This is a genomic window from uncultured Desulfovibrio sp. (assembly GCF_944324935.1).
Classification (GTDB): Bacteria; Desulfobacterota; Desulfovibrionia; order Desulfovibrionales; family Desulfovibrionaceae; genus Desulfovibrio.
This window is the reverse complement of the sequence record NZ_CALUYG010000006.1, coordinates 40,421-62,503: the sequence shown is the minus strand read 5'-3', so window position 1 is coordinate 62,503 and position 22,083 is coordinate 40,421. Positions and strand designations below refer to the sequence as shown.

The 22,083-nt window shown below is 60.2% G+C and carries 26 protein-coding genes; 23 read left to right on the top strand and 3 right to left on the bottom strand.

The annotated features are described in order from the left end of the window. Positions 1-8 precede the first annotated feature (8 nt). Genes Q0J54_RS02690 through Q0J54_RS02625 form a run of 14 tightly spaced genes read left to right on the top strand, consistent with a single transcriptional unit; the run spans position 9 to position 11,135 of the window. Positions 9-425 (top strand): hypothetical protein, encoded by a 417-nt coding sequence (locus tag Q0J54_RS02690; RefSeq protein ID WP_296303816.1) that lies wholly within the window; start codon positions 9-11, stop codon positions 423-425. Further along, positions 418-588 carry a hypothetical protein gene (locus Q0J54_RS02685; protein ID WP_296303815.1) on the top strand — a complete coding sequence of 57 codons (171 nt, stop codon included), beginning with the start codon at positions 418-420 and terminating at the stop codon, positions 586-588. Before Q0J54_RS02690 ends, Q0J54_RS02685 begins: the two co-directional genes overlap by 8 nt. 7 nt (positions 589-595) lie before the next feature. After that, on the top strand, positions 596-901 hold the full coding sequence (locus Q0J54_RS02680) for a hypothetical protein (protein ID WP_296303813.1): 306 nt from the start codon (positions 596-598) through the stop codon (positions 899-901). Between the two features lie 14 nt (positions 902-915). Then, positions 916-1,389 (top strand): hypothetical protein, encoded by a 474-nt coding sequence (locus tag Q0J54_RS02675; protein WP_296303812.1) that lies wholly within the window; start codon positions 916-918, stop codon positions 1,387-1,389. After that, positions 1,376-2,947: a pilus assembly protein gene (locus tag Q0J54_RS02670; protein WP_296303810.1), complete on the top strand. Its 1,572-nt coding sequence runs from the start codon at positions 1,376-1,378 to the stop codon at positions 2,945-2,947. Before Q0J54_RS02675 ends, Q0J54_RS02670 begins: the two co-directional genes overlap by 14 nt. 2 nt (positions 2,948-2,949) lie before the next feature. Next, the gene (gene pilO2, locus Q0J54_RS02665) at positions 2,950-4,326 is read left to right on the top strand and encodes a type 4b pilus protein PilO2 (protein ID WP_296303809.1); all 1,377 of its coding nucleotides are present in this window, start codon (positions 2,950-2,952) and stop codon (positions 4,324-4,326) included. Further along, positions 4,313-5,002, top strand: a complete 690-nt coding sequence (pilP, locus tag Q0J54_RS02660) for a type IV pilus biogenesis protein PilP (protein WP_296303808.1) — start codon at positions 4,313-4,315, stop codon at positions 5,000-5,002. Before pilO2 ends, pilP begins: the two co-directional genes overlap by 14 nt. 3 nt (positions 5,003-5,005) lie before the next feature. Then, positions 5,006-6,679, top strand: coding sequence for an ATPase, T2SS/T4P/T4SS family (locus Q0J54_RS02655; RefSeq protein ID WP_296303807.1), 1,674 nt, complete (start codon positions 5,006-5,008; stop codon positions 6,677-6,679). Beyond that, entirely contained in the window at positions 6,670-7,746 is a 1,077-nt protein-coding gene (locus Q0J54_RS02650; RefSeq protein ID WP_296303806.1) for a type II secretion system F family protein, read from the top strand. Before Q0J54_RS02655 ends, Q0J54_RS02650 begins: the two co-directional genes overlap by 10 nt. Further along, positions 7,746-8,216, top strand: a complete 471-nt coding sequence (locus tag Q0J54_RS02645; protein ID WP_296303805.1) for a type 4 pilus major pilin — start codon at positions 7,746-7,748, stop codon at positions 8,214-8,216. The genes Q0J54_RS02650 and Q0J54_RS02645 overlap by 1 nt, the downstream gene beginning before the upstream one ends. A gap of 4 nt (positions 8,217-8,220) precedes the next feature. Continuing rightward, a complete protein-coding gene (gene pilM / locus Q0J54_RS02640; RefSeq protein ID WP_296303804.1) occupies positions 8,221-8,655 on the top strand; it encodes a type IV pilus biogenesis protein PilM in 435 nt (144 codons plus the stop codon). Then, positions 8,652-9,776 (top strand): shufflon system plasmid conjugative transfer pilus tip adhesin PilV, encoded by a 1,125-nt coding sequence (gene pilV, locus Q0J54_RS02635; RefSeq protein ID WP_296303802.1) that lies wholly within the window; start codon positions 8,652-8,654, stop codon positions 9,774-9,776. The genes pilM and pilV overlap by 4 nt, the downstream gene beginning before the upstream one ends. Before the next feature lie 10 nt (positions 9,777-9,786). Further along, the gene (locus tag Q0J54_RS02630) at positions 9,787-10,836 is read left to right on the top strand and encodes a DNA cytosine methyltransferase (RefSeq protein WP_296303801.1); all 1,050 of its coding nucleotides are present in this window, start codon (positions 9,787-9,789) and stop codon (positions 10,834-10,836) included. Further along, positions 10,833-11,135, top strand: a complete 303-nt coding sequence (locus Q0J54_RS02625) for a hypothetical protein (protein ID WP_296303800.1) — start codon at positions 10,833-10,835, stop codon at positions 11,133-11,135. The genes Q0J54_RS02630 and Q0J54_RS02625 overlap by 4 nt, the downstream gene beginning before the upstream one ends. Here the strand turns inward: Q0J54_RS02625 and Q0J54_RS02620 are convergent. Then, positions 11,112-11,657: a hypothetical protein gene (locus Q0J54_RS02620; protein ID WP_296303798.1), complete on the bottom strand. Its 546-nt coding sequence runs from the start codon at positions 11,655-11,657 to the stop codon at positions 11,112-11,114. The two genes, Q0J54_RS02625 and Q0J54_RS02620, sit on opposite strands and share 24 nt — an antisense overlap. A gap of 24 nt (positions 11,658-11,681) precedes the next feature. Between Q0J54_RS02620 and Q0J54_RS02615 the strand changes: the two genes are divergently transcribed. Further along, the gene (locus Q0J54_RS02615; protein WP_296303797.1) at positions 11,682-12,236 is read left to right on the top strand and encodes a lytic transglycosylase domain-containing protein; all 555 of its coding nucleotides are present in this window, start codon (positions 11,682-11,684) and stop codon (positions 12,234-12,236) included. Between the two features lie 295 nt (positions 12,237-12,531). Here Q0J54_RS02615 and Q0J54_RS02610 read toward each other — a convergent pair whose 3' ends face one another. Continuing rightward, positions 12,532-13,053, bottom strand: coding sequence for a hypothetical protein (locus tag Q0J54_RS02610; protein ID WP_296303796.1), 522 nt, complete (start codon positions 13,051-13,053; stop codon positions 12,532-12,534). Positions 13,054-13,143: 90 nt separating this feature from the next. Here Q0J54_RS02610 and Q0J54_RS02605 point away from each other — a divergent pair, with 90 nt between their 5' ends. The 8 genes from Q0J54_RS02605 to Q0J54_RS02570 all read left to right on the top strand — a co-directional run bounded on the left by Q0J54_RS02605 (position 13,144) and on the right by Q0J54_RS02570 (position 21,810). Then, positions 13,144-13,647 (top strand): thermonuclease family protein, encoded by a 504-nt coding sequence (locus tag Q0J54_RS02605; RefSeq protein ID WP_296303795.1) that lies wholly within the window; start codon positions 13,144-13,146, stop codon positions 13,645-13,647. After that, complete coding sequence (locus Q0J54_RS02600) at positions 13,647-14,153, top strand: hypothetical protein (RefSeq protein WP_296303794.1); 507 nt, start codon at positions 13,647-13,649, stop codon at positions 14,151-14,153. The genes Q0J54_RS02605 and Q0J54_RS02600 overlap by 1 nt, the downstream gene beginning before the upstream one ends. An 8-nt stretch (positions 14,154-14,161) precedes the next feature. Beyond that, entirely contained in the window at positions 14,162-14,545 is a 384-nt protein-coding gene (locus tag Q0J54_RS02595; protein WP_296303793.1) for a DUF6750 family protein, read from the top strand. Between the two features lie 15 nt (positions 14,546-14,560). After that, on the top strand, positions 14,561-15,259 hold the full coding sequence (locus tag Q0J54_RS02590; protein ID WP_296303792.1) for a DotI/IcmL/TraM family protein: 699 nt from the start codon (positions 14,561-14,563) through the stop codon (positions 15,257-15,259). Continuing rightward, on the top strand, positions 15,259-18,258 hold the full coding sequence (locus Q0J54_RS02585; protein ID WP_296303791.1) for a hypothetical protein: 3,000 nt from the start codon (positions 15,259-15,261) through the stop codon (positions 18,256-18,258). The genes Q0J54_RS02590 and Q0J54_RS02585 overlap by 1 nt, the downstream gene beginning before the upstream one ends. A 46-nt stretch (positions 18,259-18,304) precedes the next feature. Further along, complete coding sequence (locus Q0J54_RS02580) at positions 18,305-19,423, top strand: hypothetical protein (RefSeq protein ID WP_296303790.1); 1,119 nt, start codon at positions 18,305-18,307, stop codon at positions 19,421-19,423. Positions 19,424-19,444: 21 nt separating this feature from the next. Continuing rightward, on the top strand, positions 19,445-19,600 hold the full coding sequence (locus Q0J54_RS02575) for a hypothetical protein (RefSeq protein WP_296303789.1): 156 nt from the start codon (positions 19,445-19,447) through the stop codon (positions 19,598-19,600). 95 nt (positions 19,601-19,695) lie between these two features. After that, the gene (locus Q0J54_RS02570; protein WP_296303788.1) at positions 19,696-21,810 is read left to right on the top strand and encodes a DotA/TraY family protein; all 2,115 of its coding nucleotides are present in this window, start codon (positions 19,696-19,698) and stop codon (positions 21,808-21,810) included. Here Q0J54_RS02570 and Q0J54_RS02565 read toward each other — a convergent pair. Further along, the gene (locus Q0J54_RS02565; RefSeq protein WP_296303786.1) at positions 21,807-22,073 is read right to left on the bottom strand and encodes a hypothetical protein; all 267 of its coding nucleotides are present in this window, start codon (positions 22,071-22,073) and stop codon (positions 21,807-21,809) included. The two genes, Q0J54_RS02570 and Q0J54_RS02565, sit on opposite strands and share 4 nt — an antisense overlap. Between the last annotated feature and the right edge of the window lie 10 nt (positions 22,074-22,083).

Genomic DNA, 22,083 nt, shown 5'->3' with positions numbered 1-22,083 from the left:
GGCGCACCATGCGGGAATGGGGAAAGCGCAAAACGGAGACGCGAGGCGAAAAGGCTCTTCGTTTTCTGAAGTCACTTTGGGGAAGGATTTCCTTTTTCTTTGGAGAGACCGAATGTGGGAGTCACTTAGTTGCTTTCGGTCTGTTGTTTCTTATGGGATTTGGAATTTATTCGTGCACTAAGAGCTCTGAAATCTCCCTTGAGGAAAAGAAAGAACTCTATGATGCGATCTCTTCCCATCGTTCAGACCCGGAACTGCGAGCATGCGAGGAAAAGCTTGCGAAGACCCACGGCAAAATTACCTACGGTGATTTTCGGGAATACAAGAATTGCATTTCTGAAATCGAGAAAAGAAGAAAGGATGAGGAAGCACAGTGGGAACTCGACTCGCTGGGCATCTGGAAGCGGGAGCAAGGCGATGAATAACACACGCAACAGGCGGCCACTGACGCAACGGGACTTTGAGCTGCGGCTGGAACTGCTCCAGCGCTTCGACAGGATGTTCATGTCGATGTTGATCCCGGCGGCCATTTCCCTGGCCTCGCTCTTCTTCCTCCTTGGCTTTCTGTTCGGCAGAGCGATGGGGTGAAGCGGGCATGAAAGATTGGACGGGTCTTGTGCGGCAGATGGTGGCGTTATTCGTTGGACTATTCTTTTTAGCTTTTGTTCTGTTTTGTCTGTATACTCCAGATAAAGTGTCCCTTTCCGAGACGGAGGAATTGCTTTCTGACATCAGGAGAAACAGCAATGACAGGGAAATCATGGATTGCGCACGACTGCACCTCCAGGGGAAAGAAGAGATTTTCAAAGACGATGCACGGAGTTTTTACGTTTGCAAGAATCTTGTTTTGCAGGATCGACTGAAGCGGGCCATCCCCGCAAGCCCGGATGCGAAGAACTGATGCTGAGATTGACGATGGAAGCTTTGCACACGCCGCTTTGGGTTTTTGTTTCCTCATTCAGCACTTCCCTCCTCTTCATCTGGCTTGGACGCAGAAGAGTGGAACGGATCATGCGGGAAGTGCGGGAACTTGAAAAGAGAAATCGCCGTCTTGAACGATTCTCCAGTCTGGCGGTTCAAAAGATCCGCGACAAGAATCGAGAACTGCGCTGCGAAAAAGAGTATTTTGACAAATTCAGTGCGGAAAATGGGAAGTACATAGTTCTTGGAAGGATACTTTTTTTAGCATCCGAGAAATACTATTCGCGGAAAATGATTGCCTTTGCGATTGGCTATTCAGAATCAAAGCTCAATTACCTTTGCACAAAATATAATATAAAGACATTTGGGGTCATAAGAAGAGAAAATGCTTTTTGCAGGCGGAGCTTAGAATATTTTCAGAACGCTGAAAAAGATAGATCAGGAAAAATGACCAATGAACACGAATAGCCGGATTATGCGCCTTCTTTCCACCCTGCTGCTTGGCGTCATTCTTGTGGGCTGCGCCTACAAGGGCGCGCCCACGCACGAGGATGTTGAGGCGAAGGGCAAGGAGTTCACGACCCTTTCCCGTTCCAAGGCGGTGGAAGTGGTCGCGGAACCGTATGTCGGAGCCAGAGCCGTACCCATCCGCGCGGGCGCGCAAAGCGCCCCGGAGCTGGCAACGCACGTCACCCTGCGTATGCGGGGGACGCTGCCGCGCATCGCGGCGGGCATCTCCGACCTGACGCCGCTGACGGTGCAAGTCGGCGCGGATCCGGCTCCGCTCACGCCCGCCAAGACGCCCACGCCGGGCGCTCCCGCCGATCTGCCCGACTTGCTGGACGTGCCGTCCGGCGGCCTGGGGACAGTTCTCACCATCTCCTACGAGGGGACGCTGCGCGGCCTGCTCGACCATGTGTCCGTGGCCAGCGGCTACGGCTGGGAGTATGACGCCAGGGCAAAGACGGTCGTCTTCACGCGCCTGACGGTGAAGACCTTCACGCTGCTGTCCGCGCCGGGCAAGCAGGAATTTCAGGGCCAGATCACCAACAAGTCCAAGGAGACCTCCAATACCTCCATCGGTGGGGGCGGGGTCAACCAAACCGTGTCCACGGCGGACACATCGTCGCAGACGATGCAGTCCAACAAGTCGCACTACTCATACGACGTATGGGTGGACACGGAGAAGGCCGTCAAGGCGCTGCTCTCGCCGGAAGGGTCAGTCGTCGGCAATCAGGCCACAGGCACCATCACGGTGCGGGATCGCGCCGAAAACGTCCGCCAGGTCGCGGCATACATCGCGGACATCAATCAGCGCCTGTCTCGTCAGGTCGCGCTGACGGTCAACGTCTGGGCGCTGGAAGTCTCGGACGATGCGGAGGCGGGCATAGATCTCCAAGCCATCTTCGCCAACGGCGACGTGTCCGTCGTCGCGGGCAGCCTGTCTTCTCTGGGCGGGCCGTCCACTGCCTCGGCCACCATCGTGTCCGGGGATCTCAAAAACTCCACGGGCGTGCTCAAGGCGCTCAAGGAGTGGGGGAACGCTACGCAGGTCACGTCCGGGGGCGGTCTCGTGCTGTCCAACCAGCCCGTGCCCATCCAGTCCATCAAGCGCATCGCCTATCTGGCGGGCTCCTCGTCCACGCAGTCGGAGTACGGACAGACCTCGGAGATCACGCCCGGCGAAGTGACGACCGGCTTTGCCATGACCATCATCCCGCACATCCTGGATCGCAGGCGTGTGCTGCTCCAGTACAGCATCAACCTGTCCAGCCTGGACGAGCTGACGGAGTTCTCGACGCAGGATTTGACCGTGCAGCTCCCCAAGACGAGCACACGCGCGTTTAGCCAGCGGTCACAGATGCAGATGGGGCAGACGCTGGTGTTGGCGGGGTTCCAGGATCAGACGCAGCAGCTTTCGAACGCGTTGGGCCTGCTGAACTTCGGGCGCGGGCGGCAGTACGCCAAGACCTTGCTGGTCATCACCATTGAGCTTGAGGCCGCCGGTGGCGGCACGGAGGACTAGCCGTGGAGCGGGTACTGCTGAACGGAAAGCCCTTTGCCATCGGCCTTGTCTGGGCCATGCCGGTGAAGAAGTTCCTCTCGTCGAGGAAGAACTTGCGTGATCACGCCGATGCCGTGCGTGTGGGCTTCGGCGAAGATGCGCCGGACATGCGGGCTATGGCCAGACACAGGCTGCCCAAAGTGAGGCGGCGCGTCTGGCAGACTTTCACGGGCCAGGAAGGCTTCGGTGACTTCGCGGACGACTGGCGGCCCTGGGCGGCGGCACGCAGCCTCGCGGCCTGCCTGGATGCGCCGCAGTCTTTCCTCGGTCTCTTCCCTCTGGAGCTTGCGGCCTCGAAGGACGGCGAAGGCCGGCCCGCCTGGTGGCTGCACTGCCGCATGAACGGCGTCATCCCGGAGATGGGGGATCAGGTCTTTTTCACGCGCGAAGAGGCCGAAGAGGCGCTGACCTTCTTTCAGAACTTGACCGGCATCGCGCCGGAAGATTGCATGCGCCCTGAAACGGTCTCGGAAAGCATGGACTGGCTCGCGGATCGCTGCCGGCTGTCTTCGGCGGATGTCTGGGCGCGGGACAAGGGACGCCTGCTCAATCTGAATCGCAGCCTTTCCCGCACCGGGGCGCTGCGCCTTGCCGTGGGGCTGGGCCTTGCTGCCATCCTCGCGGGCGGGGCCTTCGCCGCGCACTACCACGTCAAGCGAGCGGAATACGAAGCCGCCCGGCAGGCGCAGATCGCTCGTGCGCAGCGCCAGAAAGACCTGAAAGAGAATCCGCACAAGTTTTTTGGGATGGATTGGCAGAAAGCGCCGCTGGCCACGGATGTGGCGCGGCAGTGCCTGCCGTCCCTGATGGAGCTGCCCCTGTCCAGCCAGGGCTGGAGCCTGGCCAATGCCGAGTGCTCCGGGCCGCGCATCGCGCTGGAATGGCGGCATGAGGAGGGCGGCGACTTCATCAGCCTGCCGGACAACGGACAACTGGACGCCAAGAACAGCAAGCTAGCCCGCTCATCGCGCACCGTGCCCGCGCTGGACAGACTGACGCCGCGCCCGGACGGGCCGGGAACGGATCACGAGATGCTGGTGGACATGCAAACGGCCACGGGGCTGCTCTCTCAGATCGCGCAGGATACGGGAACCCGGCTCGATCTCAAATTCGCGGCTCAGGAGAGAAAGACAATCGACAAGGTGGGGGTGGTGTCGCCGTGGCATGTGGGGACATGGAAGCTCTCCGCTGTGCCCGACCTGCTCATGGGCGTGGGCGACAGGGACGGTCTTTTTGAACTGCTTGCCGAGGTGCCGGGGCTGACGGTGACCGGCATCGACCTTGTGGGTGGAGATGACGGCGGCTGGGCCGTCAGGGGGAAGATATATGCCAATCACTAGCGAGAAGAAGTCGCTTTCGGGCGCTCAAAAAAATCTGATAGCCCTGGTTCTGACCGCCGTCATTTGCGCCGTTGCGGCGGGCGTCTGGTTTTTCGTGCTCAAGCCCTCGCCAGCCGTTGCGCCTGTTCCCAAAACTGCCAAGACGGCGGCGCAAAAGCGGCAACCGGCGCAGACTGTCGGTTCCCGCGTTGATGCGCGGACGCAGCCGAGGGCGGGACAGCCCACGGAAAAATCCCAGCCGGGGGATCAGGTGAAGGCGCGGCTCAATTCCGACGCCACAGTGGGCGATCTGGCCCGCATGCGCGGCCAGAAGCAGCTTTTGCAGCAGCAGGTCAAGATCGCGGAGCTGGAAGCGGAGCTGAAGAAAGCCCGCAATTCCATCCTTGCCGCTCCGGTCGTGCCCCAGCCGCAGGAGATCATCCTGCCGCCGCTGGATCCGCCGAAGAAGGAAAAGGCGGAAGAAAAGGAGGACAAGCCGAAACGGTCCACCGGGCCGGTGGTCGTTTCCGTGCAGGGCGTGGGCAACAAACTCTCGGCCACCATCCGCACGTCTTCCGGCGAGACCGTGACCGTGCGGCATGGCCAGCGCTTCGGCGACGGCATCCTGAGCGTGACGCGGCGCAGCGTCATGGTGCGTACCGGCTCCACGAGCCGAACCATCCCCTTCATGGAGTGACACATGGCGACAATGAACTTCGAAGGCTGCATGAAGACCGTCCGTGCTCTGCCGGACGATCTGCGCGGGCGCGTGGCGCTGGTGGACGAGTCGATCGTCATTTCCGAAGAGCAAAAGGGAAAGATTGAGATCATCAATCTTTCCACCAGAACCTCCCGGCTGGGCATTCTGACCATCAGGTTCGTTTCGCCTGGTCGTTTTGATGCGGAATACGCCCGCTACGCCTCGCGTACCGGCCTCGGCGATACGGACATCCAGCAGATGGCCATCGACCTCATCGCTCGCGCCCACGCGCAGGGTGCATCAGACATTCATATTGAGGACAATGGCACGTTCTGCAAAACGCGCTTCCGTATCCTCGGCATACTGGTGGATGACATGGAGCTGGACGGCGACACGGGCCGCCGGCTGATCCGCACCATCTACGAGCACCTGGGTTCGTCGCAGGACTCGCCGACGTTTGACGTGATTTCCGCTCTGGACGGTCGCATCGCCAACCGGGACTTCCTGCCGCACGGCGTCCACTCCGTGCGTATCCATTCCGAACCCACCGAATGTATCAACGGGGAGAACGGCTGCGGCACGTTCATGCCCCTGCGCTTGATCCATGACACCTCCGGTGCATCCGGGACGCTGGAAGAACGGCTCGCCAAGCTGGGCTTCACCTCTTCGGACGTGACCATCACGGACAGGAGCGGCAGACAGCGCACGGCCTGTGCGCAGACAGACATTTTCCGCCGTCTTGCTGACAGGAACGGCATGGTACTCATCTCCGGCTGCACCGGTTCCGGCAAGTCCACGGCGCTGGCGCACACGATGGAGGCGCTCATCCAGGAGCGGCCCGGAGACAACTTCATCAGCGTCGAGGATCCGCCGGAAAAACCGATTCCGGGGATGCACCAAATTCGCGTCAACTCCAAGCTCGACCAGCAGCGCTCCGGTGGCGCATCAGCCTACACGATGGCCATAGCGGGCACGAACCGGTGCGACCCGGACACGGTGATGATCGGCGAGATCCGGTATGCGGATGCCGCTATGGCGGCCATCGAGGTCGCCCAGTCCGGCCATGCGGTCTGGGCCACGATCCACGCCAGTGACGCCTTCGGCATCCTGACTCGTCTGGAGGTCATGCTGCGCGGGCACATGACGGATCCGCTGCGGACGGTCTGCGATCCGACCGTCCTGTCCGGCGTCGAGTATCAAAGGCTCATCGCCCGGCTCTGCCCGCACTGCCGCAAGCCGCTGCGCGAAAACCGGCAGGCCCTGCGCCCTGATCGGCGCGGACGGCTGGAGCGCTGCCTGCCGCCGGAACTCATCTACGGCGACAGCCGTCATGACGGCATGTTCCTTCGCAATGAGCGGGGCTGCGAGCACTGCCGCGCAAGCGGTCAGCCGGGCCTTTTGCGGCAAACCGTGGTGGCCGAGGTCGTGGCCATCGATCCGGCCATGCTGGCCATGCTGCGGGAGGGCGACATGGAAGGGGCGCGTGTCCACTGGCGGGATGAGCTGCACGGCATGACGTATTTTGAGCACGCCCGACTCCTCCTGACCCAGGGCATCCTCGATCCCGTCACCACGGAAGACCAGCTTTCCATGAGCATCGACTATGACCTTGACCGTGACCGGCAGGCGCAAAAGCGCTCGCCAGCCAGGAGCGGAGCGGAAAGATGGCTGTGATCACGCATGATGGCCCCTCGCGGGCGATCCGGCTGCTGGGCCGCCTGTATTTTGGCCCGGCAGTGCGGATACGCACCTGGAAAAAGCTCCAGACGCAGATGCACAACGGCATGCGTCTGGAGGAGTCGCTGCGCCAGCTCCAACAGCACGCCAAAACGGCACGGTCGCCGCTGGCGGAGATATATGCACATATCCTGAGCGTCCTCGGGCACGGCAGGACGCTGGATGTGGCGCTGGACGGTCTGGCCACGCGGGAAGAGATCATGCTCATCGGCTCCGGCCTGGCCACGGGCAAGCTGCCGGAAGGGCTCGGCCTGGCCATGAAGGTACTCAGTGCCCAGATGACCATCCGCAAGAGCGTCCGCGCGGCGCTGGCGGGACCGCTCATCGCTTTCCTCGCCTGCATCGGGCTTTTCGTCTTTGTGGCCGTGTACGTCATGCCCCAGCTCATGCTGGTTTTCGACCCCAGGACTCTCACGGGCTCAGCCTGGCTGCTGCATGTCATCTCTTCCTTCCTGGCGTCGTCGGCAGGCGTCATGGCAGGCATACTGCTGCTGGCCGTCGGCATCCTTGTCGTCCTGTCCTTTCCTCGCTGGACGGGATCGGCGCGGCGCATCGCCGACCGCTGCCTGCCCTGGAGCATTTACCGCCTGACCGTGGGCACTGTCTGGCTCTACACCATCGCCACGCGAGCACAGGCCGGGCATCAGCTCACCCAGATACTCGAAAGCATGACCACCAGCAAAACGACTCCTTACCTGCGGGAGATCGTCGGCCTGATCCTGCGCCACTCGCGGCATGGGGAAGATTTCGGCACGGCTCTGAGGAACTCCGGGACGCAGTTCCCCTCGAAGGAGATCGTCGAGGAACTGCAAGTCTATGCGAGGATGCCCGGATTCCAGGAACGCATGGCGGAGCTGGCCGATACCTGGATCGTGGACGGCGTTGAGCTTGTCAAAAAGTACGCTCAACGCATTGCGGCTGCGGCGGATCTGCTCGTCATCGCGCAGCTCGTGCTCGTGACACTGGCGAGCGCAAGCTTTGAAACCAATCTTGGAGGTGTTTGATGGGGGAACTCAGCGGCATAATTGGACGACTGCTCATCAGTCTGCTGATCATCGGCGCAATCGCCGGGGGCATCAACTATGGCATCAGCAAGCTGAACATCAGTACGACGCAGGAAAATCTGGTCATTTTGCGTATGCAGATACAGCAGTTCTTCTCCGGGACGAGTTATGGCGACCTGTCCAACGAAGTGGCGATCAACGCCGGTTTGGTGCCGGAGTCCTTCGTGACGGACAACGGCCTCAAGAATGCCTGGGGCGGAGATGTCACCCTGTCCGGTGACGCCTCCAACGGCACGTTTGCCATCGAACTGACCAATATCCCGCAAAGCGAATGCACACAGATGGCCCGGTTCCAGGGCGACGCCTGGGAAGGCATCGACGTGAACGGCACGCCCATTGATTCCGATGATGTGGCCGCCATCGCCAATGCCTGCGGCGAAACCAATTCCATCATCTACACAGTGCGGTAGCCCCATGAAGATCCTTGCCGTGCTTGCCGTCCTGCTGGGGGTCATGGCCCTGCTCAAGGCCCCTGTGGACAACGACATCCAGGAGACCTCGCACAAGGCGCTGGCGATGAACTACGCGATCTACCGCAACGCCGTCTTCCTGTATGTCCAGGCGCACAAGGGGTTCAGCGGGGATATTCCGCTTTCGTCTCTCTCCCTCCCGGAAAGCTGGCGCATGTTGCGTACATGGAAGGCCCGTGTCCATGACGGGTGCTGCTATGTCTTCGGAGAAGCCACACCGGAAGAGGGGGAAGCCGTGCGAAAATTTTTTCAGGGGAGCTTTGCCGTGGGGCTTGCCAGCGGCGGGAGGCTTGTTCCCGCGCTCGCTCCGCATCCCGTCCCCATTCCGTCCTTCATTCCGGAGGGGAATCTCGTCAGCGTCATGGAGGTTTCATCATGATTCAAGCCATCGGCATGCTGCTCATTTTTCTGCTGATGATCCCCGGCCTGACCGACCTCTGGATCATGGGCAATACGGCCACGCAGCAACGCCTGGCCGCCGATCATCTGCGGCTCGTCGTCCAAGCCGCCCGGAGCTACGTCAACCGACATCAGGATACGCTGCTGGGTCAGACCGGCCCCAATTCCGGCCCCACGGTGACGATCCCCACGCTCGTCACTGAAGGCTTCCTGCATGACGGCTTCTCCGAGCGCAATATCTGGCTTCAGGAGTACCGCATCTACGTGCGTCAGCCGGAAACGGGACAGCTTCAGGCCGCCGTGCTGACCACGGGCGGGCGAGGCGTGACGGACGCCTCGGACAAGTTCGGCAATGTGACGATTCCGTTCACGGCGTCCCTCGTGGGCGGCGCGGGCGGCTACATCCCCACGGGCGTCATGCCCGGCCAGTCCGACGACATGCTGCAAGGGGCCGGGAACGGCTGGGCCGTCAGTCTGGCCTCGCTGGGCATCCCGTCGCCGGGCGCGGGGCATCTGGGGGCACTCTCAACGTATGATTCCTCGGCCCTGGGGCAGGACTATCTCTACCGCATAGCCGTGCCCGGCAATCCCGAACTCAACGCCATGCAAGTGGCGCTCGACATGACGGATCACGCCATCAACAACGTGCAGTCCGTGCAATTCGTTGAGCGGGAGATCACGACGGAAACATGTACCGCCGCCGAAGATCAGGGGCGCGTTTTTCTGGACAGGCTCCAGGGCTTGTACATCTGCCGCAACAATTCGCTTGAGATCATCGGCGACTCCGGCAACTCCACGGCCCTGAAAAGCGCCGTGGTGGCCAAGAACGGCGAGAGGATCGCCAAGCCCTCCTGCGCCCCGTCCACGGGAACCGTGCCCGCCATCTACACGTCGCCGTCCCTCGCGGAAGCCGGGCCTGACGCGCCGCCGTTGACTGCCTTCCAGACGTGGGCCGTGTCCGCTTCGGATACGGAATGGCAAGTCTATCTGCGCGTCCAGACGGGAGATTCGTCCCTCGGCGACGCCGACGGCTGGATATATCCGGCGGAAAACTATGCCCGGATACTCGTTTTTACCACCTGCGCCCGGCAGACGCCGTAGGAGGAGATCGATGCGCTATCTGTCCCTGTGTTCCGGCATCGAGGCCGCCAGTGTCGCGTGGGAGCCGCTCGGCTGGCAGCCGGTCGGATTCTCCGAGATCGAGGCGTTCCCGTCCGCCGTACTGGCGCATCGTTATCCGTCCGTGCCGAACTTCGGCGACATGACGCGACTTGAGGGAGAAGATTTTCATGGAACGGTTGAGATCATTGTCGCCGGAACGCCCTGTCAGGGCTTCAGCATCGCGGGAGGCCGTCAGGGGCTGGACGATGCACGCAGCGGACTGGCCATGCACTTTGTCCGACTTGTTGATGCGATCCGCCCGCGCTGGTTCCTCTGGGAAAATGTCCCCGGAGCTTTTTCGACAAACGGCGGACGGGACTTCGGGACATTCGTCGGGGCGCTGGCCGGGTGCGGGTATCATCTCGCATGGCGAGTGCTTGACGCTCAGTACTTCGGAGTCCCCCAGCGCCGCCGTCGCCTCTTCGTTGTCGGACATTCTGGAGACTGGCGCTATCCCGCCTCGGTTCTTTTTGAGCCCGAAAGCCTGCGCGGGCATCCTGCGCCGGGCGGAAAGGCGGAGACGGCGGCTGCCTCCGGCGCTGAAGGAGGCGCTGGAGCGTGTCGCGGCACGGATCGCGTGACGCAGGCGCTTACCCACAGCTTCGGATGTGGGGGCGCGGACGACAACCGGGCGCAAGGCGGTTTTTATATCCCTGTCGTGCCCCCGCTTACGACGACTCCCTATGCGGACAACGCCTGGCAGGAAGGCCGCCTCATTTCCGTTGCCCGCTGCCTCACAAGCCGTGCGGAACGCTACGACTTTGAGACGGAGACCTTGATTCCGTCACATGGCGTCAGACGGATCACGCCCCTGGAAGCGGAGCGCCTGCAAGGCTTCCCCGACGGCTGGACGGACATCCCGTGGTGGTGTGGTCGTCCCGCTCCGGATCGTCTCCGGTACAGGGCGCTGGGCAATGCCATGTGCGTCAACGTCATGCGCTGGCTTGGCGAGCGCATGGCGGAAGCCGATGGACTCCAATTCATGGAGAAAGCGTCATGAGACCACAGCAAAAGAAAAGCCACCCTCACAGAATTCTGCCTCCCGCGCTGCACAGACAGCAGTTGCGGGTCGTGCTGCGGAGAGGACTGGAGGCGGAAGCCAGGGCCATGCGGGAATCTGAAGAAATGTGCCGCAAGAAGACATTTTCGGAATGGCTGGATGAGACGGAGGATCGTGTGCTCGAAGCGCTTCTCCCTGTCATGAGAGCAACGACATTTGTGCTTGGCGTGATCATCATCCTGCTTTGGGGTCTGGCTATTTTTATTTCTCTTGTTTCAGGAAATCCAATCTTTTATTAAGTCTATTATAAGCAGTATTCCATTCCAAGGCCCACTTAAGTAATTCTTTAAGTTATCAACATTCGTTACTATACATTTACAAATAAAATCTAAGCTCACAGCTTCAAAGGCAATAACTGATGTATACGTTAGTATTTCAAGGCTGGTAAAAGATTTTCTCATCTGCTTCTTGTACATTTCCTTATCTTTTAAATTTACTGCATCATATGCTTTGATTGTTTCTCGCATACATTTCAAAAATAAAAGAGAAGAAATAAAAATGCCAAAAGCAATGATGGATACATAGCCTTCACTGTGGGGATACCGAAAAAGCGCAACAATCATGGCGGTATTTACGGAAAATACAATGATTGAAATGTGCTTTAGTCGATCAAAAAATGATTTACCGATTTCCAAATCTTCTTTCATGTTTTCACTACTATGATCAGCTTCAGATTTTGTTGAAGCAGGTTTCGATGGTGTGTGTACTTTATAAGCCCCTCGGCGTCTGGCGGGGCGGCAACCTTGAGAACGACGAACCATAAAAACCTCCATTAGGAATTTGGCGTGAGAGATTACAGGCAACAGCTTCCGTTTCGCAAGCTCATCCTTCTGGCGCTTTTGCCGCTGTGCTGCTGCGTCCATACGGCCCATGCGGCTTCCCTCATGGAGCGGCAGGCTGCCATTGAGTCGCTTTTTGACGCGCCGTGCGCGAAGTACGACGTGCCCAAGACGCTGGCGCTGGCCATCGCGCGGCAGGAAAGCGGCTGTCACCCGTACATCCTCAATATCGCTGGAAAGGACGTGCGCCCGCGCACGAAAGACGAGGCCGTCAGCATCGCCCGCGCCGCCATGCGGGCGGGGCGATCCGTGGACATCGGCATCATGCAAATCAACAGCTTCTGGCTGCGCAAGTACGGCTGGAAAGTGGAGCAGGTGCTTGAGCCGCGCAACAACGCGAAGATCGGCGTCTGGATTCTGGCGCAGGAGATCCGGCGGCATGGTCTGACATGGCGGGCCGTGGCCTACTACCACACACCCCTGCATCGGAACCCGGAACGGGGTCGGGCCTACGCGCAATCCATCGTCCGCCATGTGCGGAATATCCTTGCTGAGAGGTAAGTCATCATGAACGATTTTTCCGAACTTCCCAAGTGGCTGCGCCCCAAAGAGGACGACACGTCTCCCGAGTTCTCCGTTGCGGTCAAGTTACTCGCGCTGCTCTTTGCGGGCGTGTTCTTTTTGTTTTTTCTTGTTTTCTTTCTGGGCAACGAAAGCCTTTTGTCCGCTTTTTTGAATACGCTTCTTGTCTCTCTGATTATATATATAGATTTTTTCAACTTTTTATTTTGGAGATCGAAAAAGGAAACATTTTGCATGGTATTCTTCTTTTTCATGCTTGTTTCGTCAATTTGTCTCATATTAGCGATGATAATATATATGCCAGAATGGTAAAAGAAATCATGGACATTGAGGATGCTATGAACATGGAAATTAAAAATTTAAGCAATTCATATTCCATTTCAAACTCAAGTTTTAAATTATCTGAACTGTTTTCAGTTGATAGCTTTAAAATTCTCTTGTGAGTTATTAACAATGAAAAAATGGAATACAACATGGCAAATATTGATTCTGCAAAAATAAAGAAAGCGAATGCTACAAAGATGCCAGTTATTATGCTTGGAAAATTATTTTTCTGAGAAATAACAAATACTAAAACAGCAATATTAACAGTGGTCAATGTAGAAATGAGAATGCACAAGAAATTTTGCAGATATGATGAACTTTTCGAAAGTATGGCCTTGCATTTTGCGTACCCTTTTTCATCGAAAGTATCATTTCGTGAAAACTTTGCCAGCTTTTCCACAACAATAGAAAGTGAAACATATCTGGAAATTTTGTCTAGCTTTTCAATCCATTTCTTGTGTGAACTTTTCATGTTTCCTCCTGTGAAGCCAAATAGTTTTCATATGCACGATGCCTGATGCGCACCATACAGCTTTTTTCTTCAACCTCCAACGGAAAGGCCATGAAACATCGCAAGCCGCTTCTCTTTCTGCTTTCCCTCGTCTGTCTGGGGGGCATCAGCCTGTCCGACTTTCTGCCGAGGCTGGGCCTGGGGACGGAAAGCGTGCTCATCAGCGCCGTGTCGGACGGAGACACGCTCCGCGCCGCCGACGGCAGGCGTATCCGTCTCTATGGCGTGGACTGCCCTGAGAAGCGGCAGGCTCGCGGGGCGGACGCCACCGCCATCACCAAACGTCTGGCGCTGGGCCGCACGGTGAAGCTGGAAAAGGTGGATCAAGACAAGTACGGGCGCGTGGTCGGCATCGTCCGACTGGATGACGGATCCGTCCTGCAGGAGGAACTTCTCAAGGCCGGAGCCGCCTGGCTGTATGATCGCTACTGCCGCCGTCCGGTCTGCATCGGCTGGCAGACGGTGGAAAACACCGCCCGCAAGCGCAAGGTCGGCCTCTGGAGCGATCCCGTGCCCGTGCCGCCGTGGGTCTGGCGCAAAAACAGGAGCAACTGATGGAAAACTACCTCGCCAATGTGCTGCCGCACCTGCAACAGTGGTGGAAGCCCATCATCCTGCTGGCCTACCTCATCGGTCTGGCCTTTGCCGTGCTGTCGCTGACGCAGGCGGTCAATCCGCGCCACCGGCATGGCCGGAGCGGGGCCGCGCTGACCTTCCTTGCCGCCGTGCTGCTGCTCAATCTGCCCTCGCTTATGGACTCCCTGTCCATGACGATCTTCAACCAATCCTCGGAGCAGACCCTGAGCTACAGCCCGCCGTCATCACCGGGGAGCGTCTACATCCAGTTCGCTGTCTACGCCATCATGACCGTGGGCGTCATCGGCATCATTCGCGGCGTCTGCCTGCTGCGGGACAGCGCCGGACAGCCCGGCAACTTCAGCCGCGGCATCGTGCATATGGTGGGCGGCATCATCGCCGTCAACTTGATCACCTTTCTGCGCGGCATCGGCGCGACCATCGGCGGCGACGTGCAGTCCTACATCTCAACCATACTCGGATAGGAGGAGCCATGTACAACAACCCGACACCGACACCCACACGCTGCGCCCTGAGCCTGCTTGCCCTCTCGGCCTGCGCCCTTTTCACGCCCGAACTGACGCACGCCGCCGTCAGCTTCGGCGACATCGGCCAGAACGTGGCCTCCAACGCCACGGGCATGGCCAGGGGCATCACCATGATCGGCTACCTGGCGGGCGTCATCTTCGTCATCCTGGGCATCGTCGAAATGTACCAGGCCAGCAAACACGAACCGCAAAAGACCTTCGGCGGCGGGATCGTCAAGATTCTCGTCGGCGTCCTTGCCCTTGCCCTCGGCGAGATCGTGGGCTCCGGCGCGGCCACGATTTTCGGCTCGGATCAGACCTCCGGGCTTGGCGAGCTGGGCATCAACTAAACAGGAGAGCGGGACATGTCTTTCAATCCCTTTGCCAGAAAGAAGCCATCGGAACCCACGCCGGAAACCCCGGAGGAAGGGCATGTCCCGCTGTATGACGGCTCCGCCGTCTACAACGGATTGGACTGGTATCGGACGCAGTACCGGCGCATCCTCAAGCTCTGCCTCGCGCAGGGGGCCGGGCTGTGTCTCTGCCTGGTCGTCATCGGCGGCCTGCTCTGGTTCCGGCCCACGCCCCAGTACTTCGCGGCCACGCCGGACTTGCGCCTCGCGCCGCTCGTGCCGCTTTCCCAGCCCGTCCTGACCCAGCAGGGACTCACCAACTGGGTCACGGAAACCGTCTGCGGAACCATGTCCCTGGACTTCCTGCAATGGCGGGAAAAGCTGACACGCGCCCGCGCCAGCTTCTCCGAAGCGTCTTTCAAAAGCTTTATGGACGCGCTGGCCACTTCCGGCATCCTGGACATGATCCGTAACAAACGTCTTTCGGCATCCGCCGTGGTGACGCAGGCCCCGGTCATCGTGGCCAGCGGTCAAATCGACGGCAAGGCTAGCTGGAAGATCGAGTTTCCGCTGCTCATCTCGTATGAGTCGAGCCAGGGTGTTGAAAATACCCAGAAGCTCCTCGCCGCGGTGCTCGTGCGTCGCGCATCCACCGTTGCCACGCCGCGCGGCGTGGTCATCGAACAGATCATCCTCAAGAGGGACGCCTGATGCTTGATCGTCTTGCCGCCGGCATAGACCGGGGGATGCAAATCATCTCCGACCTCCTTCACGCTCCCGTCAGCGGCTACTGCCGTCTGGAAACCGTGGACGGCAACGCCCTTGTGGCCGACGACGGCAGCCTGATCAGCGTCCTGCGTCTGGAAGGCTCGCTCAAGCACGTCGGCGTGGCCGAATACAACCACATCGTCAGCGTGCTGACCGAAAAACTCCAGTCCTCCCTTTCCCGTCCGGGGCACGTCATCCAGTGCGTGTTCGAGTACGATCCCGACGGGAGCGCACGGCGCATCGACGAGCTGCTGCGCCCCTCGCGGCTGACCGCTCGCGGTCTCGGCCTGCACATCGACGCTCTGCTTGACGACTGGAGCGAGGCCCTGCGTACCCACTGCGCGAGTGAGTCGTGCTTCCTCGTCATCTGGACGCGGCCCAACGCGCTGGAGAACAACTTGCGCAAGACAGCCGTCGCCGAACGTCGGCTGGCCATGTCGTCCGTGCCGAATCTTCCGGGCTGCCAGAACGTCTGTGCCGCCCTGGCCGGGCTGCGCGACGCGCACAACGGCTTTCTGTCCGGCGTACTGGACGCCTTCCGGCAGGCCGATCTCCTCCTGCATGAGCTTTCTCCCCATGAGGCGCTGCGGGACATCCGTCTCTGCATCGATCCCGCCTTCACGGACAGTCAGTGGCGGGCACTCATCCCCGGCGATCCCCTGCCGCTCCGCTTTCCCGATCCTGACGCGCCGGAGCGGGACAGGCTCCAGCGGGTGGTCTATCCCGATTTCCGACACCAGCTCTGGCCGCGTGAAGGCAAGATGCTTTCCCGCAGCGCCCTGCGCATCGGGGATCGCGTCTTCGGGCCGTTGATCATGACCCTCATGCCCCAGACGCCCAAGCCCTTTCAGGAGGTCTTCCGCACCATCGCGTACCGAGAGGGCGGTCGGCTTCCGTACCGTATCTCCTTCCTCCTGGCCGACGGCGGCCTGCATCTCGGCCTCAAGCCCCTGCTGGCCTCCATCCTTGCCTTCACGTCCTCGGACAACAGGCGTTTCAACCGGGCCGTGGACGATTTGCGGGCGATGGATCTGGAAGGGACGTGCTGTGTCCGCTTTTCCATCTGCCTCTGCACCTGGGCCGACGGCCCGGAAGATTCGGCCCATGAACTGCTCCGGCGGCGCATGGCCGAGCTGGCCAAGGCCGTACAAGGCTGGGGAACCGCTGATGTCTCGGAAGCCATTGGCGATCCCCTGCTGGGCTTCACGGCCACTGTGCCGGCCATGATGCCCACGTCTCCGGCCCCGGTGACGGCGGCCCCGTTGCCCGCCGCGCTTGGTATGCTCCCCCTGCGTCCCGCGTCCCCCTGGAAGGACGGCAGCCTGCTGCTGCGTACACGGGACGGCAAGGTCTTTCCCTTCGCGCCCAACTCGTCGGAACAGGCCGCCTGGATCGATCTGGGCGTCGCGCCGATGGGCGCGGGCAAGTCCGTTTTCCTCAATGCCATGAATTTCGCATTTGTGATGCAGGCTGGCCTTACCCGCCTGCCCTGGGTGTCCATCGTGGACGTGGGGCCGTCGTCCTCCGGTCTGATCACGCTGCTGCGGGCCAACCTGCCCGAAAGAAAGAAGCATCTCGCGGCCTATCACCGCCTGCGCATGACCGAAGCCCATACCATCAATCCCTTCGATACTCCGCTTGGCCTGCGCAGGCCGCTGCCGTCGCACAAGACCTTCCTGGTCAACTTCCTTTCCCTGCTGGCCACGCCGCACAACGCGGACGCGCCTGCCGACGGCGTGCCGGAGATGCTGGGCCGCGCCATCGATCTGGCCTATGACACGCTGGCGGACGAACGCCAGGGCCGCCCGCGCCCCTATCAGGCCAATACGCTGCCGGAATTGCACGAGCTGCTCGTGCGGGAAGGTATGGGCATGGACAGCCGCACGACCTGGTGGGAAGTGGTGGATTTCCTTTTTGAGCATGACCATATCCATGAGGCATGGCTGGCCCAGCGCTATGCCGTGCCCCTGCTGGCCGACATCTCCGCCCAGATCTCGCAGAATCCCGGCATCGAGGCGCTCTACGACGCGACCACGCGGAACAACGTGCGGCGCTCCATCGTGGACGCCATCGAGGCATACGTCATCCTCAAGGGGCCTACGCGCTTCGAGCTGGGCGACGCCCAGGTCGTGAGCCTCGATCTCGATGAAGTGGCTCCGCGCGGCACGGCCACAGCCGACCGCCAGTCCGCCGTCATGTACATGCTGGCCCGGCATGTGCTCGGCTCCCGCTTCTTTCTCATGCCGGACGACGTGAAGCTCATGCCGCCGCTGTACCGGCGTTATCACGCGGAGCGCATCGAGGCCATCCGCGAGGATCCCAAAAGGCTGTGCTACGACGAGGCGCACCGCGTGACCAGGAACATGTCCGTGGCCGGGCAGCTCCTCGCGGACATGACTACCATGTCCCGCGAGTCCCGCAAGTGGAACCTCTCCCTCGGTCTCTACTCGCAGTCCATCGACGACATGCCGGAGATCATCTGCGAGCAGGCCACCAGCGTGCTCATCCTCGGCGGGGGCACGGAAGCCGCCTGTGACGCCATCTGCGCCCGTTTCGGCTTCAACGGGGCCTGCCGTCACGCCCTGTCGCGGCTGGGCAAGCCCGGCCCGGCCGGGGCTAACCTCATCGCGCAATTCCGCACGGGCAAGGGCAATTCTCAGCTCCCGCTCACCCTGACCATCGGCCCGCAATCGCTCTGGGCCTTCTCCACGACCACGGAAGATGTGACCATCCGCAATGCGCTGTACCGGCATCTGCCGCCCTCGGAAGCCCTGCGCCGTCTGGCGAGGCGCTTTCCCGGCGGCTCGGCCAAGTCCGAAGTGGAGCGGCGCAGGCGGCTTGTCGCCGACCAGTCCGGCGAGGAGCTCACCAACGTGATCCATGAAATCGCCGGGGAACTTCTGAATATACCGAAAGATAAAACAGAAAGTCAGAAGAACTGAAAAATATTTTTCAAATCGAGGCAGAAAGACAGAAAGGAAGAACATCATGCAGTCCATGAAAATATACAAACATGCCGCGACGGGCCTGCTGCTGGGCGGGCTGTGTCTCCTTCCGTCCGCCGCATGGGCCGGAGGCTGCGACTGCGGCGCGATCCAGAGCATGATCAACCGCTCGCAGGGCATCATCAACGCCAACACCAGCGCCGAAGCGGCGGGCATACGCACGGAGATCACGCTGGCCGCCCAGAACATCATCGGCATCATCAAGGTGTCGTCCGCGTCCATCGTGCGGGCCATCATCGACCTCAAGGAGTCCAACGCGGCCGCCATCAAGGGACTGCTCGCCGCGAAGGAAGCCGTGGAGACCGGCGACCTGTACGGCGCGACGGCCCAGCCCGGTTCCCTCTGCGGTTCCAGCGCCGTGGGCGCGGGCGTGCAGGTGGGAGCGCAGGCGGCCACGGATGTGCGCCGGGACATGCGCGGCAAACAGATCGACTACTCCAGCAACCCCGATGCCAGACCGCTGGACTATCTGGAGCGCCAGCTCGCGGAAGACCATCCCGACGTGAAGCAGATGGTGGAAGGCATGTTCCCGCTGGATCGCACGCTCACGGCGGAGCAGCTCGCGCAGGCGCACGAAGCGATCAAGACGCTGGCGGATCCTCGTCCCCTGCCCATGCCCACGGATGACCAAAAGGAGAATACCGCCGCCGGGCAGACCTATGCCGCCGCACGGCTCGTGCATCAGGGGCGCATCCAGACGGCGCGGGAAGCCCTTGACCATCATGTGGCCTTCCATGCGCCCACGCTGCCGCCGGAAGTGGCCCAATGGGCCGTGGAGCAATGGAAGCAGGCCGGGGCGCAGGGGACGCCGCCCGGCGTGGTGGACGGAAAGATGTCCGAAGCCGCCCTGCTGAACCTGCTGGTGCAGGCCCGCGCCGGGAATCCCAACTGGTACACGCAGATCGCGAGCGCCACCGAGGCCGGGCTGTTGCGTGAACTCGTGCTCATGCAGTCCGTGCAGCTCCAGCTCCAGCACCGCAACATGGAGTATCTGGACAGGCTCTCCGTGGTCACTTCTCTGGACTATCTGACGCGCATGGAGGGAACCACCGGCAAGGAAATGGAAGCTCTCTTCCGGCGGATGATCGGAACGCAACAGTAGGAAAAATCAAGGAGGTTTTCCATGGAAAAGGACACCATGGACGAAGTGGCTCTTGTCATGCTGGTTGAAAACAACTGGCGGGAGTTTGTCGAGTACTCAGGTGGCGAGGAATCGGCGGAAATGACCCTGCGAGCGCTGAGGCAAGCGGCGGGCATGGAATCGCCGGACATGGAATAGAACACGAAAATATGGGCCGCCTCACTCCATGCGGCGGCCCGTTGTGAACAGTTGTAGCTCAATCGGACACCAAGTCAAGTTTGGGAGTATCCGCCATGCCCGCGACAGACATACCCGCGACCAATGAGATTCTGCTCAAGACCGACGCCTCCAAGCAGTTTCTGGACGCCCTGCTGGGGCAGGGCTGGGAGACGTTCGGGCAGAGCCTCGGCGGCTCGCAGGCCGCCGAGCTCATGCTGCAAATCTTCGCGGCCTTCAATCTGGTGGCGCTGGCCCTGCTGTCGGCCTTCTTCATCTGGATCATGGCCATTGCCGTGGCGGGCACGGCGCACGAGGGCGTGCCCCTCGGCAAGAAGTTTTCCTCGCTCTGGATGCCCCTGCGCTGCGTCATGGCGATGGGGGCGCTCGCGCCCATATTCAAGGGGCTTTCCATCTTCCAGATCGCGCTGCTGGCCTGCATCGGCTGGTCGATCAATCTGGGGAACCATGTCTGGGAGCTGGGCGTGGACTACTTTGTGGAGCATGGCGGGCAAATCACGGTGCAGGCTCCGGATCAGAACGTCACCAAGTACTCGTCCATCGCCAACGGCGTGCTGACCTCGCTGACCCGCCAGTATTACCTGCGCGACCGGCGCGGCCTGAACGTCCAGCCGGGGGGGCAGTGGCAGTACAGCGAGAACCTCATCACGCGCGGGGGCGAATCCACCTTCTTCTTCAACGGCAACGCGGGGAAGATCACCATCGACTGCATCAATCCGTCGGACGCGCTCTGCGCGGGCAAGCGCAGCGCCGTGGATCCGGCCATCGCCTCGCTGCACGACGTGGCCGCCAGGCTCGCCGATCCCAACGTGCCCGCGTCGGACATCGACCCCACGGCGCTCTACAACGCGGCCAACATCATCAACGCCAACATCCTTTCCGGCCTCCAGAGCTACGCGAAGCAGGGACAGCTTCAGGCCAAGCTCAAGGACTTTCAGGACCTGGCCGGGCAATATGGTTGGTTCATCGCCGGTTCGTCGTACTGGTCGATCTCGTGGATCAACCAGGAGACACGCGCCGCCATGTACTCCGGCATCACATACAGCGCCCCGGAATGGACGGACTCCGAATGGGACGCCATGACACATGGCCTGCATGACGCCGGGGCCGTGGAGCAGCGTCTTGAGAACTACATCGCCACGGCCTACGCCAACCGGCGCGGCATCACCGATACCACGGCCTCGCCGTCCGTGACGGATGAGGAGAACGTGGCGGAAATTGTGATTAGCAAGATCAAAAATGAATTTAACAATATGATAGGTGGAAACATTATTGAAATTACACTTCAATATCTTGGGAATAATGACCCTATCATGGCGTTGTCGAATATAGGCGACTATTTTATAGGCATTGCAGAAGCTCTTTTTGGAGCTATTTTTGCCGTTTCAGCGATACCAGTTCTTTCCAAACTCATTGCCAGCGAGGGTATTACGGTTTTCTTGGCCTTTACCGTCATCTTGCCACTGGCGCTTTACGGCATTGTGCTGGCCTACTACTTGCCCGCCATTCCCTTCATTCGCTGGGTCTCCGCCCTCTGCGGCTGGATCATCCTCATTGTGGAGTCGCTCATCGCGGCCCCGCTCTGGATATGCGCCCATGCCCTGCCGGAGGGCGACGGAGCCGCCGGACAGCACGGCAGGCGTGGCTACATGCTCTTTCTGGCTATCCTCATCCGTCCGCCGCTCATGGTGGCGGGCTTCTTCTGCGCCGTGGTGCTCCTCAATGTGCTGGGACGCCTTGTCGGCACGGGCTTTGAGCTGATTTTCAGCGGCATGTCGCAAGCCAAAGTGATGGGCCTGGTGGGATCTGTTTCCATGTCCATCATCCTGGGCGCGGTGATCATCATGGCTGCCAACAAGTTCTTTTCTCTCATCCATTATTTGCCGGAGCACGTGACCAACTGGATCGGCCAACAGTTGCACTCACTCGGAGAAAAGGAAGACCAGGCCGGAACCAAGACAGTCATTGCCGGTTCCACCAATGCCATCAGCGAGTCTAGCCGGGAAGCGCACCAACGGGTCAAGGCGAAAGGGCGCGGTGGCAATGGGGGAAATGAGGATGGACAGGGCAACGCAGGGGGGGCGAGATCTGGATCTCGTGGGACGGAATCAATCGATCCGAGCATCCCTGCGGGTACGCCCACGGCAACAGAAAATAATCTGCAAGGCTAGCCGTCAATGCGGTGCTCAAGCTTTTTGCAGACAAACTTATACCCTGCGAAACATATGAGAGCAAAGGCAGATCCTATCCAAAAAGAGCGACCTCTGCTGGAGGAAAAAGGCTCAGAAAAAATTGAAGTAGTTGATCCAGATAGTTCTGAAAGAAGACTCAGCACAAAAACGACACCAAGGCTAAACAACCAAAAATAAATCCAGAAACCACAGAATTTCACGAGAACGTAGGTCTTCTTATGCTTCACATAGATTTCAGCCATTTCATCCTCT